Source organism: Phycobacter azelaicus, from assembly GCF_014884385.1.
Classification (GTDB): domain Bacteria; phylum Pseudomonadota; class Alphaproteobacteria; order Rhodobacterales; family Rhodobacteraceae; genus Phycobacter; species Phycobacter azelaicus.
Genome location: NZ_WKFH01000003.1, coordinates 1,385,142 through 1,407,188, shown reverse-complemented (window position 1 = coordinate 1,407,188; position 22,047 = coordinate 1,385,142). Strand labels below are relative to the sequence as shown.

The 22,047-nt window shown below is 61.0% G+C and carries 20 protein-coding genes; 9 read left to right on the top strand and 11 right to left on the bottom strand.

Features of this window, described 5'->3' with window-relative positions:
* The first annotated feature begins 51 nt into the window (after positions 1-51).
* Positions 52-303: a WGR domain-containing protein gene (locus tag INS80_RS07745; RefSeq protein WP_192965084.1), complete on the top strand. Its 252-nt coding sequence runs from the start codon at positions 52-54 to the stop codon at positions 301-303.
* Between the two features lie 25 nt (positions 304-328).
* On the opposite strand, the gene INS80_RS07740 is transcribed toward INS80_RS07745, so the two are convergent.
* The gene (locus tag INS80_RS07740; protein ID WP_192965083.1) at positions 329-1,522 is read right to left on the bottom strand and encodes a hydantoinase/carbamoylase family amidase; all 1,194 of its coding nucleotides are present in this window, start codon (positions 1,520-1,522) and stop codon (positions 329-331) included.
* Positions 1,523-1,751: 229 nt separating this feature from the next.
* Here INS80_RS07740 and INS80_RS07735 point away from each other — a divergent pair, with 229 nt between their 5' ends.
* The 6 genes from INS80_RS07735 to INS80_RS07710 all read left to right on the top strand — a co-directional run bounded on the left by INS80_RS07735 (position 1,752) and on the right by INS80_RS07710 (position 6,779).
* Positions 1,752-2,405, top strand: coding sequence for a histidine phosphatase family protein (locus tag INS80_RS07735; protein ID WP_192965082.1), 654 nt, complete (start codon positions 1,752-1,754; stop codon positions 2,403-2,405).
* A gap of 26 nt (positions 2,406-2,431) precedes the next feature.
* Positions 2,432-3,046, top strand: coding sequence for a glutathione S-transferase family protein (locus INS80_RS07730; protein ID WP_192965081.1), 615 nt, complete (start codon positions 2,432-2,434; stop codon positions 3,044-3,046).
* Between the two features lie 26 nt (positions 3,047-3,072).
* Positions 3,073-4,125, top strand: coding sequence for a saccharopine dehydrogenase (locus tag INS80_RS07725; RefSeq protein ID WP_192965080.1), 1,053 nt, complete (start codon positions 3,073-3,075; stop codon positions 4,123-4,125).
* Positions 4,125-4,373, top strand: coding sequence for a SemiSWEET family sugar transporter (locus INS80_RS07720; protein ID WP_192965079.1), 249 nt, complete (start codon positions 4,125-4,127; stop codon positions 4,371-4,373). Before INS80_RS07725 ends, INS80_RS07720 begins: the two co-directional genes overlap by 1 nt.
* A 12-nt stretch (positions 4,374-4,385) precedes the next feature.
* A complete protein-coding gene (locus INS80_RS07715; RefSeq protein ID WP_192965078.1) occupies positions 4,386-5,528 on the top strand; it encodes a saccharopine dehydrogenase family protein in 1,143 nt (380 codons plus the stop codon).
* Between the two features lie 183 nt (positions 5,529-5,711).
* Entirely contained in the window at positions 5,712-6,779 is a 1,068-nt protein-coding gene (locus INS80_RS07710; protein WP_192965077.1) for a PAS domain-containing sensor histidine kinase, read from the top strand.
* 25 nt (positions 6,780-6,804) lie between these two features.
* Here INS80_RS07710 and INS80_RS07705 read toward each other — a convergent pair whose 3' ends face one another.
* The 8 genes from INS80_RS07705 to INS80_RS07670 are packed head-to-tail and all read right to left on the bottom strand — an operon-like array spanning position 6,805 to position 15,599.
* Entirely contained in the window at positions 6,805-7,128 is a 324-nt protein-coding gene (locus tag INS80_RS07705; RefSeq protein ID WP_192965076.1) for a DUF3775 domain-containing protein, read from the bottom strand.
* Between the two features lie 38 nt (positions 7,129-7,166).
* A complete protein-coding gene (locus tag INS80_RS07700) occupies positions 7,167-8,507 on the bottom strand; it encodes an adenylate/guanylate cyclase domain-containing protein (protein WP_192965075.1) in 1,341 nt (446 codons plus the stop codon).
* Positions 8,504-9,730 carry a DNA recombination protein RmuC gene (locus INS80_RS07695; protein WP_192967229.1) on the bottom strand — a complete coding sequence of 409 codons (1,227 nt, stop codon included), beginning with the start codon at positions 9,728-9,730 and terminating at the stop codon, positions 8,504-8,506. Before INS80_RS07695 ends, INS80_RS07700 begins: the two co-directional genes overlap by 4 nt.
* On the bottom strand, positions 9,730-11,637 hold the full coding sequence (gene mutL, locus INS80_RS07690) for a DNA mismatch repair endonuclease MutL (protein WP_192965074.1): 1,908 nt from the start codon (positions 11,635-11,637) through the stop codon (positions 9,730-9,732). The genes INS80_RS07695 and mutL overlap by 1 nt, the downstream gene beginning before the upstream one ends.
* 54 nt (positions 11,638-11,691) lie before the next feature.
* Entirely contained in the window at positions 11,692-12,621 is a 930-nt protein-coding gene (locus INS80_RS07685) for a metal ABC transporter permease (RefSeq protein ID WP_192965073.1), read from the bottom strand.
* Positions 12,621-13,826: a metal ABC transporter permease gene (locus tag INS80_RS07680; protein WP_192965072.1), complete on the bottom strand. Its 1,206-nt coding sequence runs from the start codon at positions 13,824-13,826 to the stop codon at positions 12,621-12,623. The genes INS80_RS07685 and INS80_RS07680 overlap by 1 nt, the downstream gene beginning before the upstream one ends.
* Before the next feature lie 10 nt (positions 13,827-13,836).
* Positions 13,837-14,643 carry a metal ABC transporter ATP-binding protein gene (locus INS80_RS07675; protein ID WP_192965071.1) on the bottom strand — a complete coding sequence of 269 codons (807 nt, stop codon included), beginning with the start codon at positions 14,641-14,643 and terminating at the stop codon, positions 13,837-13,839.
* A gap of 2 nt (positions 14,644-14,645) precedes the next feature.
* Complete coding sequence (locus INS80_RS07670) at positions 14,646-15,599, bottom strand: metal ABC transporter solute-binding protein, Zn/Mn family (RefSeq protein ID WP_439650956.1); 954 nt, start codon at positions 15,597-15,599, stop codon at positions 14,646-14,648.
* 227 nt (positions 15,600-15,826) lie between these two features.
* Here INS80_RS07670 and deoC point away from each other — a divergent pair, with 227 nt between their 5' ends.
* Positions 15,827-16,840: a deoxyribose-phosphate aldolase gene (gene deoC, locus INS80_RS07665; protein WP_192967228.1), complete on the top strand. Its 1,014-nt coding sequence runs from the start codon at positions 15,827-15,829 to the stop codon at positions 16,838-16,840.
* Positions 16,841-16,851: 11 nt separating this feature from the next.
* Positions 16,852-19,188 (top strand): aldehyde dehydrogenase family protein, encoded by a 2,337-nt coding sequence (locus INS80_RS07660; protein WP_192965069.1) that lies wholly within the window; start codon positions 16,852-16,854, stop codon positions 19,186-19,188.
* A 74-nt stretch (positions 19,189-19,262) separates the two neighbouring features.
* Here the strand turns inward: INS80_RS07660 and INS80_RS07655 are convergent, their stop codons facing one another.
* Positions 19,263-20,594: a M16 family metallopeptidase gene (locus INS80_RS07655; RefSeq protein WP_192965068.1), complete on the bottom strand. Its 1,332-nt coding sequence runs from the start codon at positions 20,592-20,594 to the stop codon at positions 19,263-19,265.
* Positions 20,591-21,943, bottom strand: coding sequence for a M16 family metallopeptidase (locus INS80_RS07650; RefSeq protein ID WP_192965067.1), 1,353 nt, complete (start codon positions 21,941-21,943; stop codon positions 20,591-20,593). The genes INS80_RS07655 and INS80_RS07650 overlap by 4 nt, the downstream gene beginning before the upstream one ends.
* Positions 21,944-22,047: the final 104 nt, after the last annotated feature.

The window sequence follows — 22,047 nt, the reverse complement described above, 5'->3', positions numbered from 1 at the left end:
CCAGAGTGATCGCCTCTTGTCGCCGCGAATCGGTGTAAGTAAATTCAATACATGACCACCTGCCTGCTCTATCGCCAGACCCCCAAACGCCCTGCGCGGTTCTATCGGATCGAATTGGCAATGAACCTGTTTTCCGAGGTGTCAGTGCTCCGGGAATGGGGCGTTTCAGGGCGAGGCGGGCAGAGCGTCATCAATATCTACGGCAATCTGCGAGAAGCCTCTGTCGCGGCGGACAGGCACCGAAACCGCATGCTCAAACGCGGCTACGGCCGGGCCAACATGTCAGCCGTCGCAGCCGAGTAAGAAGCCGTTGGAGGCCCGCAACAGGTCACAGTGCCTCTGCCGCCTTTGCAAGCACCTCAAGCCCCAGGACCAGATCCTCTTCATCCGTGTCTTCGTCAAATGCGTGGCTGATCCCGCCGATCGAAGGCACGAAGAGCATTGCGCTTGGCATGATCGTTGCCACATTGGACGCGTCATGCAAAGCGCCCGATGGCATCTTGCGCCACTGCCCCGGCGCAAGTTCTTCTGCAGCAAAGGCCAGAGCCGCTTGCAGCCGGGCGTCCATGGCGGTGGGGTCGATACCCATCACGGTGCCGAGATCCGCAACGACCCCGTAGTCACGGGCGATTTCGCTGCAGCTGTCGCGCAGGATCTGCTCCATGACCTCCAGGCGCTGCTTGTCGGCATCGCGCCACTGGAACGTGAAAACAGCCTTACCCGGCACAACCGAAGAAGCATTTGGATGCAGCACCACATGCCCGAGGGTCCAGACCGTTGCAGGCGTGACGACCTCCGCAAACCTTTCGTTGAGGCGCATGTTCAAGGCTGACACTGCCTGGAAGGCGTCCCTGCGCAAATGCATAGGGGTGGTACCTGCGTGGTTCTGGCGTCCGGTGAACGTGATCTGAACATTCCGAATACCGACGATATCCGTGACCACACCGATCCGGTCTGTGGAGGAATCCAGAACAGGCCCCTGTTCGATGTGCATTTCGAGATAGCCTGTGAACTGATCATGCGGCACGGTCCTGTCCGCCCCTGCCTTCATCCGTTGGCGCGCCGACTGCAAGGTCTGGCCACTGCTATCCGTCAGTTGATCCGCCTTGGACATCGGCAAACGCCCCGTCCAGACATCGGAGCCCGTGAGAACGCCAAAACGCCCCTCTTCATCCTGAAAGCTGACAACGGAAATGGGCGGCCCACCTGCTTCCTTGCTGGCCCGTGCGATCTCCAGCCCGGCGATGACACCCAGCGCACCATCGAGCCAGCCGCCTTCGGGCTGGCTATCACTATGGGAGCCTATGAGGAGCGATTTTTTTCCTGCCAAACCGAACAGATTTCCAAGCGCATCAAAGCGAACCTCAAGCCCTGCTTCCTGCATGCGACTGGCCAGCCATCGACGTGAGGCGATTTCAACAGCGGAATAGGCCGGTCGCACCACCCCTTTGCCAACGCCAGAGGCCCCAAATGACCTCAGTGTATGCAAATCGGCCAAAAAACGCTGGGGATTGATCGTCATCCCGGGTCTCCTTAGTTTCCGGCTCATCCGTCCTGGAGGCCATAGTGCACTTCGCGCAGCGATTTCCACATCTCCACAATTTGTTAACCTTTTGCAAGCTGCACATTGGACCGGATGTTCAACCGGCAGGACGAGGCGATGCGAAAAACTACCTCCAGCCGGAAACCTTCCTTCCATGTCGGCGATCGCTCGCCTAAGAGTCCCGGCAAAGAGCACTGGAGCAACCGTCATGTCTCACATCACGCTGATCCGCCACGGGCAGGCAAACACCGAGGCGCGCGACGAACACAGCTATGACCGCCTCAGCGATCTGGGGCACCGGCAGGCCGCCTGGCTGGGCGAACACCTGCGCGCCAGCGGCGCCAGCCATCCGCGGATCTATTGCGGCACCCTGACCCGCCATATCGAGACCGCAGCTGGGATGGGCTTCACCGAAGAGGTGGTTCAGGATCCTCGCCTCAACGAGATGGAGTATTTCACGCTGGCGCAAGCAATGGAGGCGCAGCACGGGCTTTCCATCCCGCAAGAACGCGAAGGCTTCATCGCCCATCTGCCACAAGTTCTCAGCGCCTGGGCCGAAGACAAAATCGACGGCGCCCCCGAAAGCTGGCACGATTTTGAAACCCGGACCCAAACGGCCCTGAGCGAGATCGCAGAAGGGGAGGGTCCGGCGCTCGTTGTCACCTCAGGAGGGCTGATATCAATGGCGATGCGGCAAGCCATGGCGCTGGATATCAATGGCATGTCTCGTATGGCCCTTGCCATCATGAACACGTCGATGCACCGTCTGTTCCCGATCGGTGGCCACCTGTCTCCGGTGTTGTTCAACGCGGTGCCGCACCTTGAAACGCCAGAGCGGCATTATGCCCAGACGCACCTTTGACCATTCCCAGAACATGAGGATTGACCATGCAGCTCTATTTCACACCCGGAACCATTTCGATTGCCGTGGCCATCGCCCTTGAAGAAGCAGGTCTGCCATACGAATCAGTTCAGGTGGATTTCGCCAGCGCCGAACAGACCAAGCCCGCCTATCACCAGATCAATCCAAAAGGCCGTGTACCCGCACTTGTGGTCGAAGGTGGCATTCTGACGGAAACCGGCGCCCTGCTGGACTATATCGCGGATCTCGCTCCCGAGGCAGGTCTGCGTCCCGAAGATGCGCTGCAACAGGCCCGCATGCGCGAGGTGATGTACTACCTTGCCTCTACCATGCATGTGAATCACGCCCACAAGATGCGCGGCAGCCGCTGGGCGACGCAGCAATCCTCGTTTGACGACATGGCCGCAAAAGTGCCGGAAACCATGGCCACCTCTGCCGCTTATATCAGCGAAAACGGCCTGCGTGGCCCCTTTGTGCTGGGGGAGAAAATCTCCCTTGCGGACTGTTATCTTTTCGTGGTCTGCAACTGGCTCGAAGGGGATGGGGTATCAATTGCGGACTACCCCAAGATCCAGGAATTCATGACGGCGATGGAACAACGCGCCTCGGTCCAGGCGGTGCGCGCCAAATCCATGCTATGACAGACGTTTGAGGGAATGAAAAAGCAATGACTCATCTCTGGGTACGGGCCGAGCAGCGCCCGAACGAAGAACGGGTAGGGCTGACCGGCGAAGGCGCAAAGGCGCTGATCGAGGCCGGGATCAAGGTCACGGTCGAGGAAAGCTCAGTCCGGGCGTTGCCCCTGCAAGGCTATATCGATGCGGGCTGCGAGATCGCGCCGGAAAACAGCTGGCCGGAAGCGCCCAGGGACGCGATCATCTTTGGTCTCAAAGAGCTGCCCGAGGATGGCACCCCATTGCCTCATCGCCACATCATGTTCGGCCATGCCTTCAAGGGACAGCACTCCGGCAAGGAGCTCCTGCGCCGGTTCCGCGAGGGCGGCGGTACGCTTTACGATCTGGAATATCTGGTCGAGGAAAACGGCCGCCGGGTTGCTGCTTTCGGCTATTGGGCCGGCTATGCGGGTGCGGCGGTCACGCTGAAATGCTGGGCCGCACAGCAGCGCGGTGAGACTTGCGGTCCCGTTGGTGTCTACACAGACAAGGATTCGCTGATCGCAGATCTTGCAGCTGAGCTGTACAATGTGGCGAACGCTCGGCCCAATGCCATCGTGATCGGCGCGCTTGGCCGTGTCGGCACTGGTGCGGCAGACCTCTTGGAGACCATGGGCGTCGTGGTCACCAAATGGGACATGGCGGAAACCGCGCATGGCGGCCCCTTCCCGGAAATCCTTGAGCACGATCTGTTCCTCAACTGCATCTTCGCACGCCCCGGCACCCCGGTCTTCGTGCCGCAATCGGCGCTGAACGCACCGCGCAAGTTGACCGCCATCGGCGATGTCGCCTGCGATCCGGACAGCGATTACAACCCGGTGCCTGTTTACAGTCGCGCCACAACCTGGGACGCTCCCGCCGTACGCGTAGCCGAGGATCCGGTGCTCGATGTGATGGCGATCGACAACCTGCCCTCGATGCTACCGGCCGAAAGCTCGGTCGACTATGCCGAGCAGCTGTTGCCCTCTCTGCTGACGCTTGGCGACCTCGACAAAGGCGTTTGGGGCCGGGCCAAGGCCACCTTTGACGAGCACATGAACTCCTGATGGAACTCTACATCGGATATCTAGCCGGGGCGATGGGTACGATCTGCTGGATCCCTCAAGCGTGGCGCGCCTGGAGTACGCGTGACACATCCGGCCTGTCGCTGGCGGCAAATCTGATGTTTCTACTCACTGTATCGCTCTGGCTCATCTACGGGCTAATGGTGGGCGACATGCCATTGATCCTGGCCAATTTCTGCGCGGTGCTGATCGTCATCAGCATCGTGGCGGCTAAACTGAAATACAAATAGGGAGTCACATTCATGACCATTCACTGGTGCGGAACCGGCCTGTCGGCCATCCCCGGCCTGCGCCGCCTTCTGGAGGCGGGCCATGACGTTGCGGTGTGGAACCGCACCCCCGAAAAAGCGCGCGAAGCGGTGGGTGATCTGACCACCAATATCCATGCCTTCTCCATTTCGAACCTCGCCCAGATGCTGAGCCCGGCCGATGTGGTCGTCTCGATGCTGCCCGGCGACTGGCACGTGGAGCTGGCGGAGCTGGCGATCTCAAAGGGTGCGCATTTCGTCTCCTCCTCCTATATCGCGCCCGAAATGCGCGCACTCGACGACAAGGCCCGCGCGGCGGGTGTGGCGCTGGTGAACGAGGTCGGTCTTGATCCCGGCATCGACCACCTGATGGCCCATGCGCTGGTCCATGACTACAAAGCCTCGGCCGCTTATGATTCCGACAACCACATCAGCTTTATCTCCTACTGCGGCGGCATTCCCAAGACGCCCAACCCCTTCCGCTACAAGTTCAGCTGGTCGCCGCTTGGCGTGCTGAAGGCGCTGCGCTCGCCCTCGCGCTCGGTGCGGGATTACTCCGAGCTGCGCGTCGACCGCCCCTGGGACGCGATCAGCAGCTATGACGCACCGCTGCCCACCCCTGAAAGTTTCGAGGTTTATCCCAACCGCGACTCCCTGCCCTTCATGGCGCAGTATGAGTTCGAAGAGACTTGGCCGGTTAAGGAGTTCGTCCGCGGCACCCTGCGCCTGAATGGCTGGTCCGAAGCCTGGGCCGATGTATTCAAAGAGGTCGAAACCCTCGAAGGCGAGGCTGGCGATGCCCGCCTGAAAGAGATGTCCGACCAGTTCTGGGATGAAAACGCCTATGACGAGGGTGAGCCGGACCGTGTTGTCCTATGCGTCAGCCTGAAGGCGGAAAAGGACGGCGAGACCGTCTGGCACAAGACCTATGTGATGGATGCCTGGGGTGATGAGCGCGGCACTGCAATGGCGCGGCTTGTGTCCTACCCAGTCAGCTTTGCCATCGAGGCGGTGATGAACCGCCAGATCCCAGCGGGCGTCCATGCCGCCCCCAGCGATCCCAAGCTGATCGAAGATTGGATGGGCAAGATCGGCACGCTGGCGCAGCACTTGGAAGTTATCGACCACACAGGGTGATGCATGCGTCAAGGCTCTGCCGTTGCTTTGTGGAGCCTTGACGATATTGTTTTATTGCATTTGCGATTTACCGGATTTTAGCCTGAACTTGCAAAGGTCCCCTCACGGACTTTCAGGGTCATCAGCATCCGCGCTCAATCGTCCCGGAATCCACCGCGTGCAAAACCTGTCGGAGGACTCCGCATGACACCAGAGCAAAAGGCGTTTCTCGACAAGATCGAACAGGCCGTTTTCGTTCTTGAACCGGACGAACAAAACATCCCGCGCTACACGGCATTCAATACTTACGCACGTGGCCACATCCTGCGCCCCGAGTCCGAAATACTGGGCGCAACCATCAAGGACCTTTTCCCGGGACGCAACGGAGAAACAATTTTCGGGCACCATATGCACGTACTCGAAACAGCCCAACCCTATAGCTATCAGGCCCATCTGCCGCTGCACGGTGACGTTCACCAGATTGAAGTCACGCTCCGGCCGTTGCTCAACGATGCAGGAAAAGTCGTTCAGATCGTTGGAACCACCAAGGATATTTCGACCTTGGGTCACCTTCAAGCCATGCAGATCGGCGCCGAGATCATCCAAGGCGAAATCGAGGATTTCGTCAATCTTGCGGCCCACGACCTGCGTACACCGATGCGCAATGTGACTGCTATTGCCGAAATGCTGCGCGACGATTTCGAGGATCTGGGCGATGGCAAGCTCGAGCTGATAGATATGCTTGAACAGATCGCCACGAAGGCCACGTCGCTGATTTCAGACATCCTGTCTCACGCACAAGCAACTTCGACCAAATCCGACATTCAGGAATTCAGTTTTGAAGACCTCGGAAAAGAGATCTTTGCCCTTCTGGATCCGTTGAAACACTGCGACTTTCACATCACCGGCGGAACACTCCGCGGCGATCGGGCCGCGACGTTGATCGTCCTTCGGAACCTGATCGACAATGCCATCAAGCATGGAAAACCGAAAGACGCAGCCAACGGAAAACTACAGATCCAGATCAGCCTTACGCCAGCGAGACCCGGCTTTTATGCAGTTCAAGTCCAGGACAACGGGCCCGGTCTCGCCGACCCTTCGGTTGCGCTTCTCAACACTGGAACGCTCCGCAAGGATGGCGGGTTCGGCTTGTTTGGCACCCGGCGCCTTGTTCAAAACCGTGGCGGCCTGATCGAGGCGAAGAACTGCGACGCCGGACACGGGGCCATCATCACCTTCACTTTACCGGGCGAAGTATTCACACAAACCTAGAGACGTGACCTGACAACGGCACCATTCAGCGGCCGATCACATCTTCCTCGACATCGCCCACATCAATGCCCAAGGCCTCGAGGCCCGCCTCGATGTTGTCCGCAAGGTGCGGCGTTCCGATCAGGTAGTCGGCGGTCGGGATGGTTGCTTCGCTGCGGGCTGTGGCGATCGCTTCGCCGAGTTCCTCGACCTCGAAACTGCCGCGACCAATCCACATGACCGCTGTCAACTCGGCCTGGTCGTCCATGCTCATCCGCTCGATGAAGGCACGCAATTCGCCCTCCGCACGATCCAGTTCGCGCGCCATCATTGCAACCTGGGCCACCTTTCTTGGGGAAATCTCCAACATGTCACTGTCTCTCCTGCTGTTCGCGTGGGTTATCCCCATCAGACAGTAGCAGGTTTCACCGGTCTTTGATCTGGGGCAATTCCCTGTGCATCCGGCTCGATCTGCCCCCGTGCGAAGACAGCCAGACCATTGCTGCGCCCGCGCAGGTGTACCGGTGGCAGGGTGAACCATCCGTCGCGCGCGGGCTCTGTTCCGGCAGCTGCAATAACTGCGTCAGACACAATAACACGGACATTGGCGCTGCGTGTCAGCTGCTCCAGCCGGGCCGCCGTATTCACCGTATCGCCAAAGACGCTGTACTCCAGCCGCTCTGAGTTGCCGACAACGCCTGAGAAAACCTCTCCCCAGTGCAAGCCAATTCCGGCCAGAATGGGTGCCTCTCCGGCATTGGCACGCTCGGTGCTCCAGTCTTCGAGTTCTGCATCAAGGGCATCGACGCAGTCCAGCGCGCGGCAGGCGCCATCCCTACCTTCGAACAGCAGCATGGCTGCATCGCCAATGTATTTGTCGATCATCCCACCGGTTTGCGCTGACGCCCGCTGCACCCGGTGGCGAAACTCGGTGATAAGGGCGCTGACCTCCTGCGGATCGCGCCCCTCCGACCAACGAGTAAAGCCACGGATGTCGATGAACAAAACGGCCATGTCCTGCCGGTGGCCCTGTCGCAGTTCCTCAAGGCCACCATCAGCAAGGCGTCCAGCCAGTTGCGCGGGCAGATAGCGGGTCAAATTGGTGCGCGCCTGAGCCTCGGTGATGGAGCGATGCAAGAGGGCGCGCATACGATAGGCCGCCACCACCAGAACCACCCCCGCCAGTGCGATCATCGAGATACGGATGATGTTGGGAGGCAGTGACAGCAGGAACAGAGCCCGTTCTGCAGCCTGAACGGGCATCTCTTCGGGTTGCCACAGGATCATCAAGGACAGCCCCGAGACAATCAGGATCACTGTATAGGCCTGCAGGTATGGATTAAACCTCAAGACCGCAAAGGCCAGAACGGTCGGCACCAGCCAGATCGGTGGCAACAGAAAGGTCACCCCGCCTGGCAGAGAGGTATTCTCAAGCCCCACCCAGGCATTCACCAGCAAAAAGGCGCAGTCCAGCGTCACGCCCGTCCAGATCATCCATCCCCGGAACATACCGCGACGGGCGCGCCACAGCGTAAATAGGCCCAGCAGCAGGTATGAAATCATGGTGGCCAGCGCAAAGAGCCATTGCCTGCGCAGGTAGTCTTCGACTGTTTCCACACTGTCCCAGACGGTCAGGAAGAAGATCCCAAGCAACCCCAGTGATACACCGATACGAAGAAGAGAGACCACGCGTTCGGCGTCAACCTCTGCTCGCCGCAACAGAAGGCGATCTGGCGACAGGTTACTCATCGTTCGGGATGCTCCAGCGGCACCACGGTGCCGGTCGGATCAGACCCGGCGCCCGGGTCGATCTCTTCAAAGTCGAAATTATCTAGCCGCTGCGCCCGCCGCCCGGCCTTGTCGGCGCTGATCTTGATCTCCGCCACATCCTTGGCGGCCTGGGCAAAATGCCGGTCGAGAGTACCAACGCGATCCCCCAGCCGCTCCACATCGCGGTGCAAAAGGCCCAGCTCATTGCGGATGGCCCCCGCTTGTTCGCGCATGCGGGCATCTTTCAGGATCGCACGCATGGTGTTGAGCGTCGCCATGCAGGTGGTGGGTGAGACAATCCAGACCTTCGCTGCAAAACCTTCGCGCACCAGGTCGGTAAAGTTGGCGTGCAGCTCGGCATAGACCGCCTCGGACGGCAGGAACAGGATCGCGCCGTCTGCTGTCTCTCCTTCGATGATATACTTCTGCGCAATCGCCTGGATATGGGCGCGCAGGGCAGTCTTCATCTGCCGCGCCGCATAGGCGAGTTCGTCCTGCGTCTGCGCCCGGCGCAGAGCCTCATAGGGTTCCAGCGGGAACTTGCTGTCGATCACGATCGGCCCCGGAGGATTCGGCAGGTCGATCAGGCAGTCCGCGCGCTTGCCATTGCTGAGCGTCGCCTGAAACCGATAGGCATCGGCAGGCAAAGCTTTCGAGACGATATCGTTGAGCTGGATTTCCCCAAAAGCGCCCCGGGTCTGCTTGTTCGACAGGATATCCTGTAGCGTCAGCACATCGCCCGACAGTTTGGTAATATTGTCCTGCGCCTTGTCGATGGTGGCGAGCCGCTCCTGCAGTTGCGTCAGGGAGGTCACGGTGCGTTTCGCACTGCCATGCAGGCTTTCCTGCATCCGCTCTTGCATCTCGGCCATGGCGCGGGCCTGACGCAGAGCATTGTCGGCTAGCCGGTCGTTCATATGCTGCTGCACATCCGAAAGCCGCGCCTCCACCGTCTGCACCATCTGCACCTGCGCATTCGCCTGCATGTCAGAGACGTGCTGCAAACCACCACGCAGCTGCTGCACCGACTGGCCGAGGTATTCCATCTGCTGCGCGAGCGGTGCCACCGCAGAGGCCGCCCGGGCCGAGGCACGCAGTGACATTACCAAAAGCAGGATCAGAAGCACCGCAAAACCAGTCGCGATCAGAATCAGCGTCCCGATCTGGTCCATGTTCGCGATGGCCTCTTCCATACCTTCCATCACGTGCGCCCGAACAGCCGTTCAATATCAGAGAGTTTCAGCTCCACGTAAGTCGGGCGGCCGTGGTTGCACTGGCCGGAATGGGGCGTCGCCTCCATTTCCCGCAACAGCGCGTTCATCTCTTCACCGCGCATCCGCCGACCCGACCGGATCGAGCCATGACAGGCCACCCGGCTCAGGATCGCCTCAAGCCGCGCCTGCACCAGCTGGCTTTCGCCTTGATCGTCCAACTCGTCCAGAATGTCCTTCACCATGGCCTCTGCGTTGACCTCTCCCAATATCGCAGGAGTTTCACGCACGGCGACGGCATTTCCGCCGAAAGCCTCGATGCCAAGACCGAATTTGGCCAGTTCCTCCGCCACCGCCAGGAGGCGCGCGCAGTCATTGTCCGAGAGTTCAATGATTTCAGGTATCAAAAGTGCCTGCGCCGCGACACCGTTTTCGCCCATCTGTTTCTTGAGCTTTTCATAGACCAGCCGTTCATGGGCCGCGTGCTGATCGACGATCACCATGCCGTCGGCGGTCTGGGCGATGATGTAATTCTCATGCACCTGCCCACGCGCCGCCCCCAAGGGGAGCGCCTCGGGCGGTTGCTCCTGTTCTGCCGCGGGCGCTGATGGCTCGTCAATTACCTGCCCGCTATAGGCGCTGGCCATCTCGGCAAAACCGCCTGTCTGCTGCGGCGGCTGATAGGGCGGCACCGGCGCATAATCAGGCCGCTGGGCGCTATAGGCCGCCGTGCGCGCGCCCATCGAGGGGCGATCCATCTGGTAGACATGGGGGGCGCCCTGACCGCCTGCCTGTTCAGGCCGCATGGCGCCTAGCGTGGCCCCGGCAACGGTGGTGGAGGCACGATGCCCCGCCTCTGCCAGCGCATGGCGCAGGGAAGAGACGATCAGCCCGCGCGCCAACCCCGGATCGCGGAACCGCACCTCTGATTTCGCCGGATGCACGTTCACGTCTACCAAAGTCGGGTCACAGTCGATGAACAGCGCTGCTGCCGGGTGACGATCGCGGCTGAGGAAATCGAAATAGGCCGCGCGCAGGGCGCCGGTCAGCATCTTGTCCTTCACGGGGCGCGTGTTCACGAACAGGAACTGCGCCACTGCCGCGCCGCGCGTATAGGTCGGCAGCGCTGCATAGCCATAAAGACGAAGACCCTCGCGGGTCGCATCGATCTTGAGCGCGTTTTCGGCAAACTCCCGCCCCAGCACCGAAGAGAGCCGCCCGTGCAGCGCATCAAAAAGATCACCCGACAGGGGATCAGCGCGGAAGGTCACGCGCCCCTCGCCCCCGCCCGAGACATCCCGCAGAGTGAAACCCACCGAAGGCTCTGCCATGGCGAGGCGTTTGATGACATCGCCGATCGCCTGCGCCTCTGCCCGGTCAGTGCGCATGAACTTGAGCCGCGCCGGGGTGGCGTAGAACAGATCGCGTAGTTCCACCACGGTGCCCGCGCGCAGGGCGGCAGGCTTCACCGGATCCACCTTGCCCCCGGCAACACGGACCTGAGCGGCATCGTTGCCCGACGCGCGGCTGGTGATCGTCAGGCGGCCAACTGCGCCAAGGCTGGGCAGGGCCTCACCGCGAAAGCCAAAGGTGTGAATATTGAGCAGGTCCGAGCCATCGATCTTGGAGGTGGCATGGCGCGACAGGGCAAGCGGCAGATCCTCGGCGCTCATGCCGCAGCCATCGTCGGTGACCCGGATCAACGTCTTGCCGCCATCGGCGATGTCTACCGTGATACGGGTAGCGCCCGCGTCGATGGCGTTTTCCACCAATTCCTTAACCGCCGAGGCCGGACGCTCGATCACCTCACCGGCAGCGATGCGGTTGATGGCGCTGTCATCCAGCTGACGGATGGTGGAGCGGGATGCTTCGCTGATTTGGGGGTCTGGGCTGCTCATACCGCTAAATTTAGCATGGAGCCCTTCGATTCTGCCACCCGCAAAGCGCTTGGGTTATACGCCCGCAGGCGCCCCCGCGCGGCGGCGGCAGGGGCCAAACCTGGCGGCCATGGCCAAGATCACGCCCGAAACGGTGGCGATCATGCCCGCCGCGCTCACCGCGTCCGCAGCGCCCAGCCAGAGGGGGCCATAACCCGCCAGAACATAGCCCAGAACGGCAGAAAGGGTGGCGAATACCACGCTCCATCCGATCTGTGTTTCCAGCCGGTCCGTCATCATCCTTGCGGCAGCGGGCGGGCAGATGAACATGGCGATGACGATGATCGACCCCACCGCGTCAAAGGCTGCCACCGCAGCAATCGCTGCCATGATCACCAGCGCCAACCCCAAAAGGTCGGTTCGGATCCCCAGCGTGCGGGCAAAGCCCTCGTCAAAGGTGGAAATCTTCAGCGCCCGCCAGAACAGAGCGATGAACGCGGCCACGCCAAGCAGCGTCAGCGCCATGCGCGGCAACTCGGGCGGCAGATAACGCAGCGCCTCAAGGTCCCAAAGGGAGGACCAGCCCGTCGCATCGAGCCAGATCAGGCTTTCGAGATTGCCATAAAGTGCGTGCTCCACATCCAGGTGCACGGTAGAGGTATCGGTCTGCTCAAGCAGCAACACACCGCCCGCGAACATGGTGGTGAAAATGACGCCCATGGCCGCGCCGGGTTCGATGCGGCCCAGGCGACGCACCGCCTCGATCAGGATCACGGCAGTGACGGCGGCGCCGGCGGCGCCAAGCAGCATGGGGCCTGCGGCAATCGCTCCGGTCAAAAGAAAGGCCACGACGATACCCGGCAGAACGACATGGCTGATCGCATCGCCGATCAAAGCCTGTCGGCGCAGCAACAGGAAATTTCCGGGTAAAGCGCAAGCCACGGCGGCAAAGATGCCGATCAGCAGGGGCGTCAGGGACAGGGGGACAAATTCAGCGCCGCTCATCACGCGGAAACCTCCTGCGGGCCGCCGATGCGGCGGTCGATTTCGCTGATCTGATCGGGGGTCAGCACCGTCTCAATCTCGCGCAGACCATCGTAAAGGGCGGCGGCGGCCTCATGCGCCAGATCGCTGCGCACCAGCTCCCAGCGTTTTTCATCGCGCAAGGCCTTGGCAGCGCGGGCGCGCCCTTTTTCGGTGGCCACACCATCGGCGCGCACAAGTCCGGCACGGCGCAACAGGCGCAGGGTAAGCGGCTCATAGATCGGCTGCCGCTGCGCCAAGGCCAGCAAGCCCTGCCGCAGATGCACCCGGCGCTGAAACCTCTGGTGGCGCAGCACGGCAGCCAGAACACCTCGGTTTGGGGCGAAGAGCAGCGACAGAACAAAGAGGACAAAGGACACAAGCACGATGATCGGCCCGGTGGGCAGGTTCGGCGCCGAGGCCGAGATCGCCGCGCCCACGTAGGCCGAAGCGGCACCGGAGACACCAGCAATGACGACCACGCGGTCTGACCGCTCGGTCCAGAAGCGGGCGGTGACGGCGGGGATGATCAAAAGGGCGACGATCAAGATCAGACCGACAATTTTCAGCCCGACAACTGTCACGGCCATCACCAGTCCCATCATCAACATATCAATGCGATGCACCGGCAGGTCGCGCGCGGCGGCATATTCGGGATCAAAGGCCACCAGCATCATCGGGCGGCGCATCAGGAGGATCACTAAGAGCGCCATCGCACTGCCGCCCGCGATGATCAGCGCATCGCTCAGCAGCATCCCGGCGGTGGAACCCAAAAGGAAGCCTTCAAGCCCCGCCTGCCGTCCAACACCCAGGGTCTGAATTACGGTGAGCAGGACGATCCCAAAGCCGAAGAACACCGACAGCACTGCCCCGATGGCCGCATCCTCGGCCAGACGGGTGTTGCGGGTCAGCCAGTTCATGCACAACAGACCCACGCCCGCCGACAAGGCCGAACCAATCAAAAGCCCCGCCAGATTGCGCCCGTCGCCGCCAAGGAATACCATCACCAGAAAGGCAATTCCGACACCGGGAAGGGTGGCATGGCTTACGGCATCGCTGACCAGAGCCCGCTTGCGCAGGAACAGGAAAGTCCCGGAAATTCCCGCAGCACCGCCAAGCAGGGCCGCCCCGATCGAGACCAGCGTGGCGTTGTAGCCAAGTTGCAAGAGAAGCGCATCCAGCAGCATGAGTTCAGACCTACAAAGCCGAAAGCTGGTCGATCTGCGCGGTCGCCAGCCTGCCGCCATAAGCCGCCTGAAGCGTCTCGGGAGTGAAGGCCTCCGCCACCGGGCCTTCGGCGACCTTGCGGGTGTTGATCAGGAAGACGTTGTCGAAATAGTCTGACACCGTGGCCAGATCGTGATGCACGACAACCACGGATTTACCCGCTTCGCGCAGGGATTTCAAAACGGTGATGATGGCCTTTTCGGTTGCGGCATCCACCCCCGCAAAGGGTTCGTCCAAGAGGTAAAGATCCGCGTCCTGCGCAAGGGCGCGCGCAAGGAACACGCGCTGCTGCTGGCCGCCCGAAAGCTGGCCGATCTGACGATCCGCGAAATCGCCCATGCCGACGCGATCCAGACAGTCGCGCGCCACGGTGCGATGATGTCCACGGATGCGGCCCAAAAGGCCCAACTCCCGGTAAAGCCCCATCATCACCACGTCGATCACGCGGGTCGGAAAATCCCAGTCGATGCTGGCGCGCTGGGGCACATAGGCGATCCTAGAACGCATTGCCTCCAGAGGGCGGCCAAAGACCTGCACCCGGCCAGAAACGGGTGGTACGATCCCAAGCGCGGCCTTCAGAAGCGTCGATTTGCCGGCGCCATTCGGCCCTATGATCGCCGTCATCTTGCCCGGCTCCACCGTCATGTCGACGCTGAAGACGGCAGGCTTTTCTCCGTAGGTGACCGTAAGACCGCGAATGGCGAGCGGGCTGGCCTCAAGCGGTTGTCCTGCCGTGTCAGCGCCTTGGGTACTTACCAGTTCAACCGTCTGCCCCATGATCAGAGTCCCGCCGACAATTTGCCATCCATGCCACGCTCCGGCACATCGGCGCCCAGCGCCCCGGCAATGGTGGTGATGTTATGATCCAGCATGCCAAGGTAGGTGCCCTCGTACGTCCCGTCCGCTCCCATTGCGTCCGAGAACAGCTCTCCGCCGATCTTGACCTCATGACCCTGCGCTGCCGCCCCTTCGATCAGGGCGCGCATGGAGCGGTCCGAGACCGAGCTTTCGACAAAGACTGCGGAAATACGCCGCTGCACCAGAAAGTCGACTAACTCGCTGATCCGGTTAAGGCCCGCCTCGGACTGGGTGGAGATGCCCTGAATGCCCAGCACCTCGAAACCAAAGTCACGGCCGAAATAGCCAAAAGCATCATGGGCCGAGATCAACACGCGGCTGTCTTCCGGGACAGAAGCAAGAGTTTCATTGGCATAGGCCAGCAGACGATCCAGATCTGCCATATGCGCCTTGGCATTGGCCGCAAAAACATCCGCTTGGTCCGGACGGACCTCGCTCAGCACCTCGGCCACTCGCGCCACGACCTCTTTCCATAGAGCGGGCGTCATCCAGACATGCGGATCGAACTTGTTGTCATAGTCATCATGGGCCCGCAGAAGGTCCTTTGGCAGGCTCTCGGCAACTGCGACAACAGTACTCTTGCGGGACAGATCCTTTAGGAAATCTTCCATCTGCGCCTCAAGATAGAGACCGTGATAGAGCACCAGATCCGCGCGGGTCATGGCCACGATGTCAGAGCGGGTCTGACGATAGGCATGAGGATCGACGCCCGGTCCCATCAGGGCCCGCACGTCCACGGCATCACCGCCCACCTGACGGGTGGCATCCGCGATCATGCCAGTCGTCGCAACCACCTTGAGCGGCGCCTCTGCCCCGGCACGGCCTGCAGAGGCAACAAGCATCACCGGAACAGCCAGCAACACAGCCAAGCCCATCAACGCATAGCGCAAGCGATTCATTCTGGATCTCCTTTGGACGTCAGACTGGCTATAATATGAGAACGGTTCGCAAGAAGGTCAATGTAAATGAGAATTATTCGCAACTAATTTCCTCTTTTTGTCCAAGAGGTCAAAATTACCGCACGGAAAGCGGGCGGTTTGCTTGCCAAGATGCCGCACCCGTGCGAATTTCGCGCAAACCTGTGATGAGGAAACCCCCGACAATGGAAAGCCACGTCTCTGAGAATGCTGCGCTGGGCACTGCTGCGGGCAATACGCAACTGCCGCAGATAAGCGAGCCCCGCAATCCAGGTATGGAGCTGGATCTGGATTGGGCACTGGGGCTGCAAGCCAATACCTCTGCCATTGAGAGGCGCTGCGCAAGCCTGCCCGGACGACGCAGCGTAAAGAAAGAATACCAGGCCGCTTGGCTCTTGAAGGCGATCACCTGCATCGACCTGACCACGCTATCGGGCGATGACACCGCCGGGCGGGTTCGGCGCCTTTGTGCCAAGGCGCACCAGCCGGTGCGCGCAGACCTGCTTGAGGCACTTGGCACCCCCGGCATCACCACCGGTGCGGTCTGCGTCTATCACGACATGATCGCCCCAGCCGTCGAGGCACTGAAAGGCACGGGCATTCCCATCGCAGCGGTGTCCACCGGGTTCCCGGCGGGTCTGTCGCCCTTTCATCTGCGCGTTGCCGAAATCGAGGAAAGCGTCAAGGCAGGCGCCCATGAGATCGACATCGTGATCTCGCGTCGCCACGTGCTGAGCGGCAACTGGCAGGCGCTCTATGACGAAATGAAAGCCTTCCGCGCCGCCTGTGGCGAGGCCCATGTAAAGGCAATCCTCGCCACCGGTGAACTGGGGTCCCTGCGCAACGTCGCACGCGCCTCGATGATCTGCATGATGGCGGGGGCCGATTTCATCAAGACCTCAACCGGCAAGGAGAGCGTCAACGCCACTCTGCCTGTCTCCCTGGTGATGATCCGAGCGATCCGCGACTACTACGATCGCACCGGCTACCGCGTCGGCTATAAACCCGCCGGGGGGATTTCCAAGGCCAAGGATGCGCTGGTCTATCTCAGCCTGATGAAAGAAGAGCTAGGCGACCGCTGGTTGCAGCCCGACCTGTTCCGCTTTGGGGCCTCGTCCCTACTGGGCGATATCGAACGCCAGCTCGAACACTATGTCACCGGCGCCTATTCCGCCGGCTACCGCCACGCGATGGCCTGAGGAGTGCGCAAATGTCCATCAAAGAGATCTTTGACACCATGAGCTATGGTCCCGCCCCCGAAAGCGCTGCCGAGGCGCTGGCCTGGCTGGTCGATCAGGGCGACCGCTTTGGCCATTTCATTAACGGTGGTTTCACCGCGCCCGGAGATGGGTTCAACAGCCAGAACCCCGCCACCGGAGAAGTGCTGGCGACCCTGACCCAAGCCACTCAAGCCGATGTGGACGCCGCAGTCGCCGCTGCCCGCAGCGCTCAGCCGAAATGGGAAAAGCTCGGTGGGCCGGGCCGCGCCAGATACCTTTATGCCATCGCGCGTCTTTTGCAGAAACACAGCCGTCTGTTCGCGGTGCTTGAAACCATGGACAACGGCAAGCCGATCCGGGAAAGCCGCGACATCGATATTCCCCTGGCGCAGCGGCATTTCTACTATCACGCCGGCATGGCCCAGCTGATGGAGAGCGAACTGCCGGACCGCACCGCGCTTGGCGTGTGCGGGCAGATCATCCCGTGGAACTTCCCGCTGCTGATGCTGGCCTGGAAGGTCGCGCCCGCCATTGCAATGGGCAACACCGTGGTGCTGAAACCGGCGGAATATACCTCGCTCACCGCGCTTTTGTTCGCCGATATCTGCCGTCAGGCGGGCCTGCCGAAGGGCGTTGTGAACATCGTCACCGGCGATGGCGCCGTGGGTGAGATGATCGTGGCCTCGGATGTGGACAAGATCGCCTTCACCGGCTCCACCGCCGTGGGTCGCCGCATCCGCGAGGCGACCGCAGGCAGCGGCAAAGCGCTGACGCTGGAGCTGGGCGGCAAGTCACCCTACATCGTCTTTGACGATGCCGACATCGACTCAGCTGTCGAAGGGCTGGTGGATGCGATCTGGTTCAACCAAGGTCAGGTCTGCTGCGCTGGCTCGCGTCTGCTCGTGCAGGAAGGCATAGCCGAACGGTTCCACACCAAACTGCGCGCCCGCATGGACAAGCTGCGCATCGGCGATCCACTTGATAAATGCATCGACGTGGGCGCCGTGGTGGATCCGGTGCAGTTGAAGACCATCACCGATCTGGTCGCCTCCAATGACGCGGGCCAGACCTATCAGGCCAAGGTGGACCTGCCCGAAGAAGGCTGCTTCTACGCCCCTACCCTGATTGAGGGGCTCACCCCGGCAGACCGGCTGATGCAGGAAGAAATCTTTGGCCCCGTTCTGGTCTCCTGCACCTTCCGCACCCCGGCAGAGGCGGTGGAGCTGGCGAACAATACGCGCTATGGCCTCGCCGCCAGCGTCTGGAGCGAGAACGTGAACCTCGCCCTGGATATGGCGCCGAAACTCGCCTGCGGCGTCGTTTGGGTTAACGGCACCAACATGTTCGATGCGGCGGCGGGATTTGGCGGGGTGCGCGAAAGCGGATTTGGTCGTGAAGGTGGCTGGGAAGGGCTGTCGGCCTACACCAAACCAAAAGGCAAAACCAAGGCGCTGGGCAAAGTCGAAGCCTTCGGCGGTCAGGGCAGCGGCAGCGATCTCATCGATCGCACCGCCAAGATGTACATCGGCGGCAAGCAGGCCCGCCCCGACAGCGGCTATTCCAGCGCGGTCTGTGACAGGTCCGGCAATATCCTCGGCCATGTGGGCATGGGCAGCCGCAAGGACGTGCGCAACGCGGTCGAAGCCGCAGCTGGCGCCAAGGGATGGGCCAAGACCACCGGCCACCTGCGGGCGCAAATCCTCTACTACATCGGCGAAAACCTCTCGGCGCGGGCGGATGAGTTTGCCCAGCGCATCGACCACATGACCGGCCGTCGCACCGGCGCGCAGGAGGTTGAGGCCTCAATCCAGCGCCTGTTCACCGCCGCTGCCTGGGCCGACAAATATGACGGTCAGGTCCATGGCGTGCCGATCCGTGGTGTGGCGCTAGCGATGAAAGAACCTGTTGGTGTTATCGGCGCGCTTTGCGCAGACGAGGCGCCACTTCTCGGACTGATTTCCGTAATGGCGCCCGCCATTGCCATGGGCAACCGGGTGGTGCTGGCGGCCTCCGAGCCATTCCCGCTGGCGGCCACCGATTTCTATCAGGTGCTGGAGACCTCGGACGTGCCCGCTGGCGTGGTCAACATTCTCACCGGCAGCCACAGCGATTTGGCAGGCCCGCTGGCATCGCATATGAATGTGGATGCGGTCTGGAGCTTTTCCTCGAGCGATCTGTCGGCAGAGATCGAAAAGGCCTCCGCCAGCAACCTCAAGCGAACCTGGGTCAACAACGGTGCCGCGATGGACTGGCACAGCGACCACAGCCGCCGTTTCCTGGAAGCCGTGACAGAGGTCAAGAATATCTGGGTGCCCTACGGCGAGTAAAGTTGAACCCAAACCAAACAAAGCGGGCCGGAGATGACTCTTCGGCCCGCTTTCGTTTTTCAATGTGGCTGGGATCAGCCGCCAGTCTTCAAACCTTCGGGCCGTCCAACGACAACGAAATGCAGGTTCTCGGGCAAAAGCACTTCGGAGGCAACTTGCTTAATCTCCTCCAGCGTCACGGCGTTGATCTTGTCGTTTCGGGTCACGACATAGTCGATCGGGAGGTCGTCCATCTGCATCCCCACCAGGATCGAGGCGATCCGTCCATTGCCATCAAAGCGCAAGGGATAGGCGCCGGTCAGATAGGTCTTGGCGTCCTGAAGTTCCTTTTCAGTAACGCCTTCGGTTGCCATACGGGTCCATTCCGCGCGGATCACCTCCACCGCTTCGGCCATCTTGGTATTCGCAGAGGCAAGCGAGCCCATATAGACCGCACCGAGGTCGCGGGGCACCAAGTAGGAATACACCCCATAGGTCAGCCCCCTTTTCTCCCGAACTTCATTCATCAAACGGCTTTCAAAGGACCCACCACCAAGGATCTGGTTCATGATATAGGCCGCAAAAAAGCGCGGATCATGCCGATCAAGGCCAATATGGCCAAACAGCGCAACGGACTGCGGCGTGTCAAAATCGATCACCGTCGTACCGCCCGCGATGGAGACATCTGCAGGGCCAGGCTGGGGCGCACCGGTTTCCGGAAGATCGCCAAGCAAAAGGTCCAGCAGGGTGCCAAGTTCCTCTTCGGTGATGTCTCCGACGGCAGAGACATAAAGCCGGTCACGGGCAAATACGGCCGCATGGGCCTCGAACATGTCCTGACGGTTCAGGGCAGACACACTTTCCATCGTGCCGGTTCCGTCGCTCCCGTAGGGATGATCGCCAAAGGCCATCCGGGCAAAGGCGCGGCCAGCGATGCTGTCTGGATCCTTTTCGTCCGAGCGCAACCCGGACAGAACCTGCGCGCGCACCCGGTCGAGCGCATCCTGATCAAAGCGGGGCTCAAGCAGCGTCTGGCGCAACAAATCCACTGCAGCATTGCGATTCTCGGTCAGGAAGCGCGCAGACACCGACAGGGATTCCTTGTCCGCATCATATGAGAAACTCGCTGCAAGGCTTTCCAGCGCCTTGGTGTACTCCTGCGCTCTCATATCACCTGAACCTTCCTCGAGAAGGCCTGTCATCAAATGGATCGCGCCGCGCTTTCCGGGTGCATCCAAAGAGGTGCCCCCCCGGAACCGCAGCTCTAGTGCCGCAAAGGGAATCGAGTGATCTTCCACAAGCCACGCGGTTATGCCGCCGGGAGAAGTGACCTCCTTGATGTCGATCTCCGCCGCTGCCGACAGCACAGAGAACAACAGGGCAAAACACGACAGCAGCCCGGCCCGGATCGTAGTCAAAACAGTCATTGGGTGACCTCCTCTGGGCGCATCATCCATCCAGTGACGGAGACCTCGGGCCGCAGGAATTCCCGCGCGACCGCAAGGATCTCATCTGCGGTGACCGATTGCAGGATCTTCGGCCAGTCCTGCACGTCCTCAACCGTCAAACCCGAGGTCAGCGCCCGGCCATAGCGGTTGGCAATGCGATCCACGTTGTCACGTGCATAGATCTCTGACGCGCGCAGTTGCAGCTTGATCCGGTCCAGTTGCTCTTGATCGACACCATCCTGGAGGAACTTGCGGAAAGTCTCATCAAGGGCATCTTCCGCCTCTTGCAGGGACACCCCTTGGGCAGGGACGATCAGGAAGGTGAAATTGGTCTTGTCCAGAGAGACCCCGGAATAGAATGCTCCTGTGTAAACCGCGGTCTGCTGATCGAACTGCAGGGCATTGGCGAGGTACGAGGTGTTCCCGCCTCCCAGAAGCTCGGAAAGAAGGTAAAGCGCCGCAGCGGTTTCCTGCGCGCCACTGTCGCGTTCAGGCACCAGATAGGAGCGTTGCACATAAGGCTGCGCGACACGCGGATCACGGTAAGTCATGCGCCGCGCTGCAGTTTGTGGCGGATCCTGACTGCGAAACCGTTCAGGCAGATCGGGGTTAGCGGGGATTGCACCGTAGTATTTCTCCGCGAGGGTGCGCACCTCTTCAGGTGTCACATCGCCCGAGACAACCAGGATCGCATTATTGGGGGCATAGTAGGTCTTGTAAAACGAGAGCGCATCCTCACGGTCAAGCGTTTCCATCTCGTGCCGCCATCCGATCACAGGCTGACCATAGCGGTGATTGAGGTATTGCGCTGCGCGCAGCTGTTCGCGGAACAGGGCGCGGGGGTCGTTGTCGGTGCGCTGGTTGCGCTCTTCGAGGATCACTTCACGCTCGGTCGCGATTTCCTCTTCGCTGAGACGGATGTTGACCATCCGGTCGCTTTCCATCTTCATCATCAGTTCCAGTCGATCAGCGGCGATGCGCTGGAAATAGGCCGTGTAATCGTAGCTGGTGAAGGCGTTATCGCGCCCCCCATTGGCCGCCACGGTCGCCGAAAGCTCACCAGGTGCCAGAGTATCTGTGCCCTTGAACAGGAGATGCTCCAGAAAATGCGCAACGCCGGACTGACCGGGCGGCTCGTCTGCGGATCCGGCGCGATACCAGACCATGTGCTGAACGACCGGCGCACGGTGATCCTCGATCACCACAACCTCCATACCGTTCTCGAGGGTAAAGGCGGTGACCATATCCTCGGCCTGTTGTTCGGCGCGCAGAGGCGCTGAGATCAGGGCCGTCAAAGCAATGGCACTTAAAACGATCCGTCGGATCATGCGACATCCTCCAATCCTATCGGCCCATGGTGACGCACCATGGACAATCCTGCTTGAGGCTCTCGCAAAGTCGGAAAACCACCGCCCGAAGAGCGCTCGGGCTC

Bases quoted from the DNA above. Each gene is read 5' to 3' on its own strand.
- INS80_RS07745 (WP_192965084.1), top strand. From the start codon at position 52: ATGACCACCTGCCTGCTCTATCGCCAGACCCCCAAACGCCCTGCGCGG.
- INS80_RS07740 (WP_192965083.1), bottom strand. From the start codon at position 1,522: ATGACGATCAATCCCCAGCGTTTTTTGGCCGATTTGCATACACTGAGG.
- INS80_RS07735 (WP_192965082.1), top strand. From the start codon at position 1,752: ATGTCTCACATCACGCTGATCCGCCACGGGCAGGCAAACACCGAGGCG.
- INS80_RS07730 (WP_192965081.1), top strand. From the start codon at position 2,432: ATGCAGCTCTATTTCACACCCGGAACCATTTCGATTGCCGTGGCCATC.
- INS80_RS07725 (WP_192965080.1), top strand. From the start codon at position 3,073: ATGACTCATCTCTGGGTACGGGCCGAGCAGCGCCCGAACGAAGAACGG.
- INS80_RS07720 (WP_192965079.1), top strand. From the start codon at position 4,125: ATGGAACTCTACATCGGATATCTAGCCGGGGCGATGGGTACGATCTGC.
- INS80_RS07715 (WP_192965078.1), top strand. From the start codon at position 4,386: ATGACCATTCACTGGTGCGGAACCGGCCTGTCGGCCATCCCCGGCCTG.
- INS80_RS07710 (WP_192965077.1), top strand. From the start codon at position 5,712: ATGACACCAGAGCAAAAGGCGTTTCTCGACAAGATCGAACAGGCCGTT.
- INS80_RS07705 (WP_192965076.1), bottom strand. From the start codon at position 7,128: ATGTTGGAGATTTCCCCAAGAAAGGTGGCCCAGGTTGCAATGATGGCG.
- INS80_RS07700 (WP_192965075.1), bottom strand. From the start codon at position 8,507: ATGAGTAACCTGTCGCCAGATCGCCTTCTGTTGCGGCGAGCAGAGGTT.
- INS80_RS07695 (WP_192967229.1), bottom strand. From the start codon at position 9,730: ATGGAAGGTATGGAAGAGGCCATCGCGAACATGGACCAGATCGGGACG.
- mutL (WP_192965074.1), bottom strand. From the start codon at position 11,637: ATGAGCAGCCCAGACCCCCAAATCAGCGAAGCATCCCGCTCCACCATC.
- INS80_RS07685 (WP_192965073.1), bottom strand. From the start codon at position 12,621: ATGAGCGGCGCTGAATTTGTCCCCCTGTCCCTGACGCCCCTGCTGATC.
- INS80_RS07680 (WP_192965072.1), bottom strand. From the start codon at position 13,826: ATGCTGCTGGATGCGCTTCTCTTGCAACTTGGCTACAACGCCACGCTG.
- INS80_RS07675 (WP_192965071.1), bottom strand. From the start codon at position 14,643: ATGGGGCAGACGGTTGAACTGGTAAGTACCCAAGGCGCTGACACGGCA.
- INS80_RS07670 (WP_439650956.1), bottom strand. From the start codon at position 15,599: ATGGGCTTGGCTGTGTTGCTGGCTGTTCCGGTGATGCTTGTTGCCTCT.
- deoC (WP_192967228.1), top strand. From the start codon at position 15,827: ATGGAAAGCCACGTCTCTGAGAATGCTGCGCTGGGCACTGCTGCGGGC.
- INS80_RS07660 (WP_192965069.1), top strand. From the start codon at position 16,852: ATGTCCATCAAAGAGATCTTTGACACCATGAGCTATGGTCCCGCCCCC.
- INS80_RS07655 (WP_192965068.1), bottom strand. From the start codon at position 20,594: ATGACTGTTTTGACTACGATCCGGGCCGGGCTGCTGTCGTGTTTTGCC.
- INS80_RS07650 (WP_192965067.1), bottom strand. From the start codon at position 21,943: ATGATCCGACGGATCGTTTTAAGTGCCATTGCTTTGACGGCCCTGATC.